The 13,510-nt window shown below is 62.6% G+C and carries 13 protein-coding genes; 3 read left to right on the top strand and 10 right to left on the bottom strand.

Going from position 1 to position 13,510, the window contains the following annotated elements:
• Positions 1 to 115 precede the first annotated feature (115 nt).
• The 8 genes from R1W01_RS15245 to R1W01_RS15210 all read right to left on the bottom strand — a co-directional run bounded on the left by R1W01_RS15245 (position 116) and on the right by R1W01_RS15210 (position 7,638).
• A complete protein-coding gene (locus tag R1W01_RS15245; protein ID WP_317275307.1) occupies positions 116 to 868 on the bottom strand; it encodes a trypsin-like serine peptidase in 753 nt (250 codons plus the stop codon).
• A gap of 62 nt (positions 869 to 930) precedes the next feature.
• A complete protein-coding gene (locus R1W01_RS15240) occupies positions 931 to 1,710 on the bottom strand; it encodes a trypsin-like serine peptidase (RefSeq protein WP_297758165.1) in 780 nt (259 codons plus the stop codon).
• Between the two features lie 52 nt (positions 1,711 to 1,762).
• Positions 1,763 to 3,085, bottom strand: coding sequence for a glycolate oxidase subunit GlcF (glcF, locus tag R1W01_RS15235; protein WP_297758168.1), 1,323 nt, complete (start codon positions 3,083 to 3,085; stop codon positions 1,763 to 1,765).
• A 4-nt stretch (positions 3,086 to 3,089) separates the two neighbouring features.
• A complete protein-coding gene (gene glcE / locus R1W01_RS15230) occupies positions 3,090 to 4,196 on the bottom strand; it encodes a glycolate oxidase subunit GlcE (RefSeq protein WP_297758171.1) in 1,107 nt (368 codons plus the stop codon).
• A gap of 58 nt (positions 4,197 to 4,254) precedes the next feature.
• Entirely contained in the window at positions 4,255 to 5,694 is a 1,440-nt protein-coding gene (locus tag R1W01_RS15225; protein ID WP_297758174.1) for an FAD-linked oxidase C-terminal domain-containing protein, read from the bottom strand.
• A 161-nt stretch (positions 5,695 to 5,855) separates the two neighbouring features.
• A complete protein-coding gene (gene rlmH / locus R1W01_RS15220) occupies positions 5,856 to 6,332 on the bottom strand; it encodes a 23S rRNA (pseudouridine(1915)-N(3))-methyltransferase RlmH (protein WP_297758177.1) in 477 nt (158 codons plus the stop codon).
• Between the two features lie 20 nt (positions 6,333 to 6,352).
• A complete protein-coding gene (gene rsfS / locus R1W01_RS15215) occupies positions 6,353 to 6,736 on the bottom strand; it encodes a ribosome silencing factor (RefSeq protein ID WP_411028169.1) in 384 nt (127 codons plus the stop codon).
• A gap of 152 nt (positions 6,737 to 6,888) precedes the next feature.
• The gene (locus tag R1W01_RS15210) at positions 6,889 to 7,638 is read right to left on the bottom strand and encodes a phosphocholine cytidylyltransferase family protein (RefSeq protein WP_297758180.1); all 750 of its coding nucleotides are present in this window, start codon (positions 7,636 to 7,638) and stop codon (positions 6,889 to 6,891) included.
• An 89-nt stretch (positions 7,639 to 7,727) separates the two neighbouring features.
• Between R1W01_RS15210 and R1W01_RS15205 the strand changes: the two genes are divergently transcribed.
• Genes R1W01_RS15205 through R1W01_RS15195 form a run of 3 tightly spaced genes read left to right on the top strand, consistent with a single transcriptional unit; the run spans position 7,728 to position 11,055 of the window.
• Entirely contained in the window at positions 7,728 to 8,834 is a 1,107-nt protein-coding gene (locus R1W01_RS15205; protein WP_297758183.1) for a glycosyltransferase family 4 protein, read from the top strand.
• Positions 8,835 to 8,887: 53 nt separating this feature from the next.
• On the top strand, positions 8,888 to 10,426 hold the full coding sequence (locus R1W01_RS15200; RefSeq protein WP_297758186.1) for a xylulokinase: 1,539 nt from the start codon (positions 8,888 to 8,890) through the stop codon (positions 10,424 to 10,426).
• Between the two features lie 11 nt (positions 10,427 to 10,437).
• Entirely contained in the window at positions 10,438 to 11,055 is a 618-nt protein-coding gene (locus R1W01_RS15195) for a CDP-alcohol phosphatidyltransferase family protein (protein WP_297758189.1), read from the top strand.
• On the opposite strand, the gene R1W01_RS15190 is transcribed toward R1W01_RS15195, so the two are convergent.
• Both R1W01_RS15190 and R1W01_RS15185 read right to left on the bottom strand, forming a co-directional pair.
• A complete protein-coding gene (locus R1W01_RS15190; protein WP_243613679.1) occupies positions 11,019 to 11,792 on the bottom strand; it encodes a Frag1/DRAM/Sfk1 family protein in 774 nt (257 codons plus the stop codon). The two genes, R1W01_RS15195 and R1W01_RS15190, sit on opposite strands and share 37 nt — an antisense overlap.
• A 2-nt stretch (positions 11,793 to 11,794) precedes the next feature.
• Positions 11,795 to 13,495 carry a cyclic peptide export ABC transporter gene (locus tag R1W01_RS15185; RefSeq protein ID WP_243613678.1) on the bottom strand — a complete coding sequence of 567 codons (1,701 nt, stop codon included), beginning with the start codon at positions 13,493 to 13,495 and terminating at the stop codon, positions 11,795 to 11,797.
• Between the last annotated feature and the right edge of the window lie 15 nt (positions 13,496 to 13,510).

Genomic DNA, 13,510 nt, shown 5'->3' with positions numbered 1-13,510 from the left:
TGAGCGACAACTATGGTTTGGCCTTCCCATCGGGACAGGCGTTTGGTGACACGGAACCCTGTCTAGGCGTCCCGCTTCCCAAGAGATGTGTGCACCGAGGCGGCTTTTCAAGGGATCAATCGACCCGAAGAAACTTTGCCCCCGAGGCCTTGCGCGCACCGCCCACCATGACCCGCCGCGCGCCGTCTGTGCCCTTCACCGTAGCAAGCCCCTGCCCGCGCATCCGCGCCTTGAGCCGGGCCACGATCTGGGGGAGTTCCATCCCATAGCCTACTTTGCGCCCCCCCCTATCGCGCCCCATGGCCGACACGAGCGACAGGATTCGTACCCGGTTCCCATAGCGCGCGAAGACCGGCGCCCCGGACGATCCGAACGTGACATCGCAGTCAAAGCTCATCAAGCCACGTCCGCGCTCAAGGATCGCGCAGTCGCGCTGCCACGAAAGATGCTCGCTGCGTCCCTTGCCATAGCTGAGAACTGAAACGCGGTCCCCCGCCTGGGGTTCATCATAGAGCGCAAAAGGATTCGCCTCACTGATCGTGATCGGAAAGGCGAGCCTTAGAAGCGCAATGTCGTGCCGCATCATTGCGGTCGCGATCCGCCCATCCCGGCTAGGCACGAACCCCTCTTCTGCAACGACCCGGTCCACTTTCCTCTCGGCAAGAGCGGACCCCGACACATAGCCCGCCTCGAACCGGATGCGCTCCGGCGGGATCGCCTGTCCCTCTTCGTCATAGACACAATGCGCCGCCGTCAGGACAAGTTCGCTCGAAATGAGCACCCCGGTGCAATAACCCTTCCCCGCAAGCGCCACGCGGCCCACGGCCTCCCAGCCGATCAACTCACCTCGGCTACGCAGCGCGCGCAAACCTTCCTCCCCAAACGCGGGCATCGCCGCGACACACGCCGCACCTATGAGAAGCCGTATCCTCATGGCCTCAGGAATTTTGCCCCGGTCGCACCCCGGTCGCCCTCGGCATCAAGCGCCGCGATGAGCCGCTGCAGACGTCGATCCAGCGCCACGCCAAGCGCCACATCCCGCGCGCCAAGCCGGCTCTTGGCCGAGATCACAGAGATAAGCTTCGGCGTACCGCCCTCAAAGCTGAACACCGGCGCGCCGCTGCTTCCGAAATCAACGCGACAACTCGTGGCATAGACGCCCTGTTGCCGCCCGATCACTTCGCAGCTCTCCTGAAGCGCGGGCACGTCGTCCCGGTCGCGCGCGTAGGACACAACGCCAACCTTAGCACCAGGCCGCATTGCCGGACCGACCTCAAAGGGCTGCATCTTGGGATTGCGCACCGGATGGTGCAGCCGCAGAAGCGCAAGATCGCGCCCCACTTGCCGGGCGCTTTTCTCGTCATCATAGCGATATTCAGGATGCACAACCGCCTGCCGAACCGAACGATAGGCCGCCGCGCGCCCGTTGCGCCATCCGGCGCGGAACTCGATCTTCCCGGCCCCGATCCGTTTCCGGCTCACCTTGTCAAAAAGACAATGCGCCGCCGTCAGAACAAGATCCGGCGCAATAAGCGCCCCTGTGCAGAACCCCTTGCCGCCAATCTCGAGCCGCCCGACAGCCTCCCATCCGCGCACCGCATCGCCGCTCTCAAGCCGCGACACTGCGGAATCCCCCGCCACCGCGCCCCGCGCGATGCCAAGCATAAGCACAAGCAATAATCCGACCTGCCGCATATGGCTCCCCATCATGTGTCGCCCCGTGATACCGAACCGAAAAGGCGAAACTGGGGCAGGATCGCGACTACCGCAGGATCGGCACCTCTGGGGCGCGTTTGCCCGGCTCAGTGAGCGCCGCAGGTTGAGGCCCGCCCGTCGCCCAGTCGAGAAGTTCAACCGTATGGACAATGGGAATCTCCGTACCGGATCCGATCTGTACCATACATCCGATATTCCCCGCCGCGATGATATCCGGTTTCTTGGCCTCGAGCGTGCGCACTTTGCGCGCCTTGAGCTTACCCGAGATTTCCGGCTGCATGAGGTTATATGTCCCCGCCGAGCCACAGCAGAGATGGCTATCTGCCGGCTCCACAACGGTAAACCCGGCGCGTTTCAAGAGATCCTTGGGATAGGTCTTGATCTGCTGCCCATGCTGCAACGAACAGGCCGCGTGATAGGCGACAACCGTCTCCTTGTCCGCTCCCTCCGGCAGGTCGAGCTTCATCAAGACCTCTGAGACGTCCATCGCGATGTCGCTGACCCGCTTGGCATCCTCCGCAAGCGCCTCGTTGCGGAACATATGCCCATAGTCCTTGACCGTCGTGCCACAGCCCGAGGTATTGATGACAATCGCATCAAGCCCCTCGCCATCCATCTCTCGTGCCCAGGCGCGAATATTCTTCGCCGCCGTGGCATGGCTTTCCTTCGCCTTGCCCATGTGATGTGTGAGCGCCCCACAACACCCGGCCCCCTCGGCAACAACGACCTCGCAACCAAGCCGCCTCAAAAGGCGGATCGTGGCATCGTTGATATCGGTATTGAGCGCCTTCTGCGCACAGCCCGTCATCAAGGCCACCCGCATTTTCTTTGGCGTGTCCGGCGCAAAGCTTTGTGGATCGTCATTGCGGCTCACTGGCGGGATCGACTTCGGCGCCATCTCAAGCATCGCACGCAACCGCGCATCCGGCATCAGGAAGGCAAAAGGCCGCCCGATTTTCGCCCCGAGTAGCGCAAGCCGGAACCGCGTCGGATAAGGCAATATGCGCGCCAGAACCCAACGCAAGGCCCGATCCATGAAAGGCCGCTTGTAATTGGTCTCGATGTACTCCCGCGCATGATCGACAAGATGCATGTAATGCACGCCCGAGGGACAGGTCGTCATACAGGCAAGGCAAGACAGACACCGATCCACATGCAAGACGGTCTTTTCATCCGGCACTCGCTCGTTCTCGAGCATATCCTTGATCTGGTAGATGCGCCCCCGCGGGCTATCCAACTCGTCGCCAAGAACCTGATAGGTCGGGCAGGTCGCCGTGCAGAACCCGCAGTGCACACAAGCGCGCAAGATTTCATTCGCCCGCTGGATACCGGGGTCTTTCAACTGGTCTTCGGTGAAATGCGTCTGCATGTGCCTACCCCATCAATCCCGGATTAAGAATGCCGCGCGGATCAAACTTCTCGCGCAGGCCCCGACTGATCGCCGCAAGTGGTGCCGCCTCCGGCTGAAATGCCGGGATCGCCGCGCGGATCGCGTCCGGCGCCCGTACAAGCGTCGCATGACCGCCAAGCCGCGCGACCTCTGCCCGCACCCGTTCCGCCGCATCTTCTTCAACCAAGAGCCAGACAAGGCCACCCCCCCAATCAAGGATTGCCTCCGGCCCGCCAAGCGCCGCGACAAGCGCCGGGCCGTCTGATGGCTTCACCGAAACGCGCCAGACCGTGCCTGCGCGTCCGGCAAAGGGCGTCACATCGCGAACACCCCGCCAAAGCGCCGCGCTTGCCTCGCCCTCAACAACCTCCCAGCCTGCGCACGCGACATCCAAGAGGCGTTTCACCCGGTAGGAAACAGAATCCCCAAGCCCCTCAAGCCGCACCAACGCTGCACCACCGGAGACCGCCGCACCGCTGACATCATAAGGCGACCCGAGCACCGAAGAGAGCGCTTTGACCGCGGCAGAATTCTCGAGGCCACGCCCCAAAAGCGTCGCCTCCGCCTCCGGCACCGCCTGAACCTTCAAAGACACCTCGCTCAAGACGCCAAGCGTTCCCCACGACCCGGCCATAAGCTTCACAAGGTCATAGCCCGTCACATTCTTCATCACGCGCCCGCCGTTCTTGAGCACGCGCCCCATGCCATCGACAAACCGCACACCCAATAGGGAATCCCGGCACGCCCCAACTTGGATTCGCCGCGGCCCCGACACATTCGCCGCCACGACCCCGCCAATCGTCGGCGTCCCGTCGGTGCCAAGAAGCGCACGGTGATCCATCGGCTCGAACGCAAGGCGCTGGCCTTCCGCCGCAAGCACCGCTTCAATCTCGGCCACAGGCGTCCCCGCCTGCGCCACAAGCGTGAGCGCGCCCGGCTCATAGAGCGTCACGCCACTCAACCCCGCCGTCGAGAGCGCCTCGCCCACGACCGGCGCGCCAATATCCCGCGTGCCACCGCCGACAATCCGCAACGGCCCCTCCGCGCTTTTCACGATCTCGGCCAGTGCCGCTTCAGTCTCAGGTGTCATGGGCTTCTTCTCTGGAAAAATACTCTGGGGGAGGCCGCAAGGCCGGGGGCAAAGCCCCCTATTCCGCTGCCATCCGCCGGGCTTCGCTCGCTGCGAGCGGAAAGACCTTTGCCGGGTTCAGGAGCCAGCTAGGGTCAAACACATCCTTGACCGCCATCTGTATCTCAAGGTCTTCCGGCGCATACTGATCCACCATCAGATCACGCTTTTCGATCCCGACCCCATGCTCTCCCGTCAGGCAGCCACCAACTTCGACACAAAGCTTCAGGATATCCGCCCCGAACGCCTCGCACCGCTCAAGATCACCCGGCTTGTTGGCATCAAAGAGGATCAGCGGATGCATGTTGCCGTCCCCCGCATGGAACACGTTGCCCACGTCGAGCCCGTACTCTTTCGACATCTCCCCGATCCGTCGCAGCACATACGGAAGCTGCGAAACAGGGATCGTACCGTCAAGGCACATGTAATCGTTGATCTGCCCCATCGCCCCGAAGGCCGATTTGCGCCCAAGCCAGATCTTCGCGCTTTCTTCCGGGCTACCACTCTCGCGGAGTTCGACCGGGTTATGCTTCCGCGCGATCGCCATGATCCGCGCGAGCTGGGCGTCGATCTCTTCCTCGCTGCCCTCGACTTCCACGATCAGGAGCGCCTCGCAATCTGGATAGCCCGCCCCGGCAAACGCCTCCGTCGCCCGGATACAAGGCCGATCCATGAACTCGATCGCGACCGGCAGGATACCTGCCTTGATAATGTCGCTCACGCATTCCCCGGCGACTTCGTTGCTATCAAACCCCATAAGCACAGGTCGCGCACCCTCGGGCTTGCGCAAGATGCGCAGCGTCGCTTCCGTCACCACGCCCAATTGCCCCTCGGAGCCACAGATCAACCCGAGAAGATCAAGGCCACCTGCATCAAGATATGCGCCGCCGATCTCCACGATCTCACCATCCATCATCACCATCGTGACACCGAGAAGGTTATTCGTCGTCACCCCATATTTCAGGCAATGCGCGCCGCCAGAATTCATCGCGATATTGCCCGCGATGGCGCAGGCAAGCTGCGAGGACGGGTCGGGCGCATAGAAGAACCCGTCTTCCTCCACCGCGCCCGACACGCTGAGGTTCGTGCGCCCGGTTTGCACCCGGATGAATCGGTTTTCATAGTCGGTCTCAAGAACCTCGTTCATCCGCGCCACCCCAAGGATGATCGAATCCGCCGTTGGCATCGCCCCTCCGGCAAGCGATGTCCCCGCCCCGCGCGGCACGACTGGCACGCCCTCTTCGTGGCAAATCTTCAACACCGCCGCGACCTCTTCGGTTGTCGCAGGAAGAACCGCCGCGAGAGGCGGGCACCGATACGCCGTCAGCGCATCGCACTCATAGGCGCGCGTCTCGGCCTCGTCGTCGATCACTGCATCGCCGGGAAGAACACCACGCAGCCGCGCGACGATCCGCTCTTTGCGGGCAAGAATGGCCTGATTGGGGGCTGGCATCTGCATGGCGGGCTCCGCTCTCTTAGGATTGGTAAGGAAATATAACCAATTCCACCATCAGGCAAGCCCAAACGAGGCACCACGCCGCGCGCAGACCTGCAAACCCTTCCTCTTGCTGGAAATATCCCGGGGTGAATTGGGCCAAAGGCCCAAGAGGGGCTGGCCCCTCAGACCCGGTGGTACGGCGCGCCCGCGAGAATCGACGCCGCGCGGTAAAGCTGTTCGCCAAGCATCACCCGCGCAAGCATATGCGGCCAAACCATCTTGCCAAACGAGAGCTTGGCATCCGCCTGTGCCCGTAGGCCCGGATTAATCCCATCCGCGCCGCCAATCACAAAGGCCACGTCGCCGCGCCCCATATCCCGCCATCCGGCAAGCATGTCGGCAAACTCGGGCGAGGACATGAGCTTGCCGCGCTCATCAAGGGCACAGATCACCGCGCCCTTGGGGATCACCCCCTCCAAAAGAGGCGCCTCGGCGCTCATGCCGCCGCCCTTCTTGTCCTCGACCTCATGCACCGTCGCAGGGCCAAGGCCGAGGCCCCGCCCTGTGCGGTCGAACCGTTTGAGGTAGTCATCAAGGAGATCACGCTCCGGACCGGACCGTAGCCGACCCACCGCGCAAATATGCACGCCAAGCGCCATGTCTTACCTTTCGACGTGGATCAGGCGGTGCCGCCCGGTAGCCACATCTTTTCGATCTGGTAGAACTCGCGCACTTCTGGCCGGAAAACGTGAACAATCACGTCCCCCGTGTCGATCAGCACCCAATCGCCGGTTTCCTTACCCTCGACCTTGGAAAGCCGCCCGAACTCGGACTTGATCCGATCGATAAGCTTTTCCGAAATCGCCGCGACCTGCCGCGTAGAGCGGCCAGAGCAGATTACCATGTAATCCGCCATGGCCGATTTGCCGCGCAGATCAATCTGCACGATATCTTCGGCCTTGTCGTCGTCGAGTGAGGTGAGGATACGCGCGAGCAAAGCGTCGCTGGTCGCACCCTCGGTGGCGCCCGCTATGTCGGGCCCGGTATCAGCGGCTGGAGCCACGTCAGAATTCAGAGACAGAGATCTGCCCTCCTTATAGCGCACCGATCCGCCCCGGTGCCGGGCATGTTTTCAAGATAGCATTCCGCCTGCCCCGGCTCAATGGCACTGCGACATGTTGTGCTTTTCGGGTCACAAAACGGCGGGTCTTCGCCTTATCGCGCGCCGTCCCGCGCAACGATCTTTGGCCAAACCTCTTTGAGAGCATGGGCATACATGATCTCGCTATCGATCTCGCTCCATGCCAGATCCTCGATCTTGCGACAGGCGATATCCTGCGTTCTTGCCATGTGGATCACGGTCTCCTCGTAGTCCGCCTTGGGATCTTGCTCTAGGACCGTCTCCGCCGCCGCCTTGAGTCGCTCCGTATCTTCGGCCGTAAACCGGCTGATTCCGACCAGTTCGCCAAAGTGCTGTGCCTCCACTGCCGCGATATTCTTCGACATCATGTCAAAGACAGGTCCGCCATTGGCCCCTTCTCGCGTCCAGATATAGACCTCATCGCCCGCATTGGACTCGCCCGACACAAGGATACACGACTCGCCCTGATGCAAAGAGCCAAGCGCCGCTGCCTCATAGACGAGATCGGACTCCAAAAGGAGGACCGGCCCCGCCATCTCTGCAAGCCCGGTCATCATCGAAAGCCCGCTGCCTGTCGTCGCAAACGCAGGGTTATGAACAAGGTCAACGCCCTCCATATCGCCAAAGGCCGCCTCATATTGCTCGGCAAGATGGCCGGTCACGATGCGCACCCGCTTGACCCCACTTTTCTTGAGAAGAGCAACCGAGCGGGCAACAAGCGCCGTGCCGTCAATCTCCAAAAGACCTTTCGGTGTCATTTCCCCGCGCGATCCCATGCGGATACCTCGCCCTGCCGCTACGATCAGCGCGCTCACTTCGCTCATTTTAAGAAGCCCTTCCGAAAGCCCTCGAATACAGGGTTAACCCTATGGTAAGGCTATTTCATTCGCAAGTTGGGGCTCTCGCGGCGCGCATGAAAATCGTCCATATCACACCCTATGCCATGACCCGCCCCGGCGGCGTGCAATCCCATATCCGTGCGCTTGCAGGCTGGTGTGGGGCCGCTGGCCACGAAGTCCGCATTGTGGCCCCGCCCGGCGAAGGGGATGCCGCGCCGGATGTGCTCACGCTTGGGCACGTGCGCAATATCTCCGTGCACGGCACCCGTTTTGAGCTGACCCGGGCAACCCGCGCGGAAATCTCCGCTGCGGTCGAGACCTTGCAGGACTGGGGCGCCGATGTGGTGCACCTCCACACACCTTGGACGCCGCTCCTGCCATGGCAGGTCTGGCGCGCGCTCAACCTTCCCACCGTGGCGACCTTTCACGCAACGCTGCCCGAAGGTGGGTTCGATCCCTTGGCCTGGGCGCTCGGCAAGGCCGGTGACTATTTCAACGCCCGTGTGTCTCGGGTTGTCGTACCCTCCCGTGCTCCGCTGGACCAATGGCAACGGCGCGGCGCCGCCCCCCTTCCGTTGATCCTGCCGCCCACGATCGATCTCTCCGATTGGCGCGCCGCAAAGCGCGACATGCCTCTGCGCCGCGATGCACCGCAGATCGTCTATATGGGTCGCCTCGAAGAGCGCAAAGGCGTGCAAGTGCTTCTCGAGGCCTGGCCGGATGTGGCCGCCGCCCTCCCCGGCGCAACGCTCACAATCGCGGGGAGTGGCGCACTCGAGGCCGATCTGCGCAACCGCGCCGCGCCCTTCCCCTCGATCCGCTTCCTGCCGCCTCCCGATGCCACAGCCGCGCGCGCCTTGATCGCCGGCGCTGACCTGTTTGTCGCCCCGGCCCGCGGCGGCGAGAGCTTTGGCCTCGTCCTGATCGAGGCCATGTCCGCCGGAACAGTCCCTATTGCAGCTCAAAACGCCGGTTATGCCTCCGTTCTCAGCGGCGAAGGCGCGGCACTTCTTGCGCCGCCCGGCAACGCCTCGGCTTTGGCCGAACGCATCATCGCTCTCGCCTCTGATCCGGTCGAACACACCCGCCTGCGCGATTGGTGCGCCACCCGCGCCGCCGAGTTCGATGTGTCGGCGCTGGGGCCCGACTACCTCTCACTCTACCGCGCAGCGCTTGCCTGAGGCCCGGTTCCATGCAAGCTTGCGCGCAAGATAAGACTGAAAGGATTTCTCCCGTGCCGAAGGGCGATCTCGTGATTTCCGCCGATTTCGGCACATCCGGCGTCAAGGTCGGGGTTGTTGATGACGATCTTCGGCTCCTCGCCCGCGCCACAGAAACCTACCCGCTTTCGCTTGCGACCGGTGGCATCGCCGAACAAAGCCCCCCTGATTGGTGGGACGCCCTCGCCCGCGCCTTGGCAACCCTGCGCGCCGAGGTGCCTGCGTTGCGCGACCGTGCCGCTGCGCTCGTCTTCTCTAGCCAGCTTTGCGGCGTCATCTGCACCGACGAACAAGGCACCCCGCTACGCCCCTGCCTGACGTGGCTCGACAAACGCGCTGCCGAAACCGGACGCGCCTTGATCGGTGGTTTCCCCTCGGCGCATGGCTACCGCATCGACAAGCTCGCCCGCTGGCTCCGCATCGCCAATGGCGCGCCCGCGCGCAACGGCATGGACCCCACGGCCAAGATCCTCTGGATCAAGTCGCAAGAGCCCGAGATCTACCGCCAGACTCGCTGGATCCTCGACGTCAAAGACTGGCTCCTGCACCGCGCCACGGGCCGCTTTACCACATGCCCCGAAAGCGCCAACCTCACATGGCTTATGGACACCCGCCCAGGCCAAGAAGGCTGGTCCCCTGCGCTCTCTGCCATGACCGGTATCGCGCTCGACCGGATGCCCGAGATGGTCGATGGCGAAGAGGTGCTCGGCCCCCTGACCAAACAAGCCGCCGAAGACCTCGGCCTTGCCCCCGATACCCTCGTCCTTGGCGGCACATCCGACGTGACGGCCGCCGCCCTCGGGTCTGGACAGGTCGCAGATGGCGCGCTCCATATCGCCGCCGCGACAAGTTGCTGGATCGCTGGCTTCATGCCGGGCCGCGTGCTCTCGGTCGCGTCTTCCTACGCCACCCTGACCTCGAGCCTCGCCTACCGCCCGCTCCTCATCGCCTCGCAAGAGAACGCCGGATCGGCCCTCGAATGGGCGGTCCGTGTGAGCGGTGGAGAAACCGAAGGCGAAGCCCTCAAAGGCGCCTTTGACAACATGGGAGCGCCACAAGAGGACGACCCGTTCTTCCTGCCATGGCTCGCGGGCGAACGCGTGCCCGTCGACAATGACGCGATCCGCGGCGTGTTCCATGGGCTTGCGCTGCACCATGATGCCTGCGCCCTGCGCCGCGCCGCCCTCGAAGGGGTCGCACTGAACCTGCGCTGGTCCTATGGCAAACTGATGCGCGAACGCGCGATCCATAAGGACGGCCCAATCTCGATGGTCGGTGGCGTCGCGGCCAACGCCGCCTTTGCCCAAACGGTTGCCGATGCGCTCAACCGCGAGGTCTGGGTCGGCGAAGCCCGGCACGCCGGTGTCCTTGGCACGGCGACCCTTGCAGCGAAAACCCTCGGCTGGGCCGCCTCGGCGTGCGACGCGGCAGCAACCCTGCGCACACGGACCACCGGCGTCTTCGCCCCCGATCCGGCCCGTGTCGAAGCCCTCGCCGCCCGCAATGCGCGCCTCGAGAAAATTCGCCGCCACATCCTCAAGAGCTATCCGTAGAAAGCCCCGCCATGATCGACGGCCTCATCAAATCCAAGATCGACCCGCTTTGGGAAGCGATGGCGACGCCCCTCGTGCGTGCCCGCATGACCCCGAACCAGGTCACCTTCGCGGGACTGGTCCTCGTGACCCTCGTCTCCGGCCTCTACCTTTGGCACACGATGCCCGTGGTCTATGGTCTGACGCTCGCGCTCGCCTTCGTCTTTGATGCCCTCGATGGGGCCGTGGCCCGCCGCCGTGACATGCGCTCGCGCCGGGGCGGCTATTTCGATGCGATGGTGGACCGCTACCAGGAACTGATCGTGCTCGCGACGCTCGGCTATATGCATGACGCCTGGCCGCTGGCGATGCTCGCCCTCGCCGGAAGCGTTTTCACAAGCTACGCCAAGGCCCGCACCGCGATCGAAACCCCGATCAACAACGACAACTGGCCGGATTTTTTCGAACGTATGGAACGGGTGATCTTTCTCTGCGGGATGCTCGTCCTCGCGGGCATCCTCTCGGCCTATGCGGATCGCATCGTCGTCTACGGCCTCGCGCTCTTCGCGATCCTCGCCCATGTTACGGCACTGCAACGCGCCCGCCGGGCCGCTCAGATGCTCTTGGCGCTCGACCGCGACCGCAAATAGGCCCAAAGCGCCTGCCCCATATCAAAATGATAGGTTAGAACATAGCCAAGGAATGACGTGAGCAACACCGGCTCGGTGAGCGTATAGGTGAGGTAGGCCGCGTCATAGATCGCGCCGAGGTCATACCCCTTGAGCACGAAAAGCGACAGGTACAGCACCCCAAGACCAATTGGTACCCAAACATACCAACGACGCAGGCGCGCCCCGGCATCGCTGAGAAAGCTCGCCCCGTCCGGCTGTCTCGCATAGGCGCGTGAGAGCATCTCTCCGACCACGATCACAAAGGCCTGCGAAAAGAAGAAAAGATAAGACCCCTGCATGTGCAGGACGTGATTGTCTGGAAACCGGAAGTGGCTCAGCATCACCATCCCGACGGATGCCCCCGCCTGAAGTAGGACGACAAGCCCCGACAGAATCTGGATGCGACGCATCTCAGGCGCTGTGCCAAGCTTCGAACGCCGAAACTCGACCCACGCCGCCCACACGAGAAGCGCGACCCCAAGAAACAGGATCGGCGCACAGACGAGCATCCATGTCGCGAAAAACGGCCCGATATAGGCATCTGACAGGGTCTGGCTGATCGTTGCGGGCTGAAGCGCGACATACTCTGGATGATTGACCGCATAGAGGGCGCGTGCCCAATAAATCAGGACATTGACCGCCACGATCACGAAACCCGTCGCCACCATGGCAAGCGCAATGAGGCGCGCGGTCTGTCGCGTGACCGTCTGCGCCATGCTTATGCAACCTGCCGCGGTTTGGTGACGCTCTCGACCTTCCCATCCGCCATCTTGATAAGGCGATCGCACTTATCGAACTGGTGGTCGTCATGGGTGATCGCGATCACGAGTTGTCCACCTTTAGAAAGCTCAGGAATCAGGACATCATAAAAGAACGCCCTGTGCGCCGGATCTTGGTCGGCGGCGAACTCGTCAAGAACGATGATCGGGCGGCGTTCGGCAAGCGCCACTGAAAGCGCGAGCCTGCGTTTCTGCCCTGCCGAAAGCGCCAGCGTCGAAAACTTGTCCTCGAGGATCGTCACGCGCCCTGAGAGGTTGAGCTCCCCAACGCGCTTCTGCAACTGGTCAAGCTCTTCCGCCTTAAGACCATAGGCCCGCGAGAAAAGATGGAAGCTGCTGAACACTGAAGAGAACAGCTCACGATACGACGCGCGGCTCTCTGCGTCGAGCGGCACACCATCAAGACGCACCTCGCCGCTATCGGGATGCCGCAAGCCTGTGATGATATCAAGAAGCGTCGTCTTGCCGGATCCGTTGCCGCCACAGATGAACACTGTCTCGCCAGGGGTGAAGGTGAGGTCGACCGGGCCAAGCTGAAACGCTTCTCCGCCATGACCATCATCCTCGCCAACCCGCGCCGCGATCTGTTCGAGACGGATTTCCTTGAACCCGTCCGGAACCTCGACCGGACCATCAAGCGCAGAGGACTGCGCCTTGAGAAGCGCCTCTTCCACCGCTTGAATGCGATAGTAGGAATGCTCCGCCCGGCTCAGAACCGGGAAAGCGCCAAACATCATCTCGATGGGGCCGCTCGTCAGGAAGATCACCGTGAGCACCTGGAACATCACTGCCACGCCCCCACCCGGCAAAAGCGGAATCACGATCACCACGAAACATAGAAGAAGCACCACCGCCGCCTGCCCGATCGCGTTGCTTGCGGCATAGTATTTTTCGGCTGCAATCGTGTGCTGCGTGACCTCGCCGATGACCTCGATCGTCTCTGCCTCAAGCGCCTTGCGCCGCGCACTGCGCAGGCGGAGTTCTTTCCATCCCGACAACAGATCGCGCGCTCGGTCAAAGAACCGCCCCCGCGCATCCGACGCAATCGACATGCTGCGCCGGGCCGGACGGTCGAAGAACAGATAGCCGAGTGTACCCACCGTGATCGCCGCCACGGTCGCCATCCCCGAAGTCCAGCTGATCCAGAACAGGTAAGGTACGACAAAGATCACGATCACGAGCGCCTCAACGGTCTCGACCACGTTGACGATCGCCCCCGACATCTGGTCAACCTCGTGGGTGATCGCGCTATGAACCTGCCCGTGCGGGCTCGACTGAAGGAAATCGATATCCGCCCGCAAAAGTGTCCGTGCAAGCCGGATTCGCGTCGCCTCGCGCACCCGCGTGATGAGCTTGTGCAGACGAATCCGAAGCACATAGCCGAAGAACAACATCGCCAGCGCACAGGCGATAATTCCAAGCGCCCAATAACTGATCCCGTCCTCCGCAGTGCGCGCGGTTTCGTTGATCGAATACATCAACCCCGTGCGCGACAGGCTGCTGAGAAAGGTCAGAACGATAATCGGATCCCGCACAACCCCACTTGTCACGAGAAGATAGCGTAGAACCGTGCGCCGCCGCTCAAGCGCGCTATCAGGGCGCGAGCTGTTCGCCACTAGATCGGATAGGGATTTGCTCACCAATGAACCTCGTCT

The organism is Shimia sp. FJ5 (assembly GCF_032918335.1).
Lineage (GTDB): Bacteria > Pseudomonadota > Alphaproteobacteria > Rhodobacterales > Rhodobacteraceae > Shimia > Shimia aestuarii_A.
The sequence above is the reverse complement of the archived record's forward strand: the minus strand, read 5'-3'. Positions and strand labels throughout refer to the sequence as shown.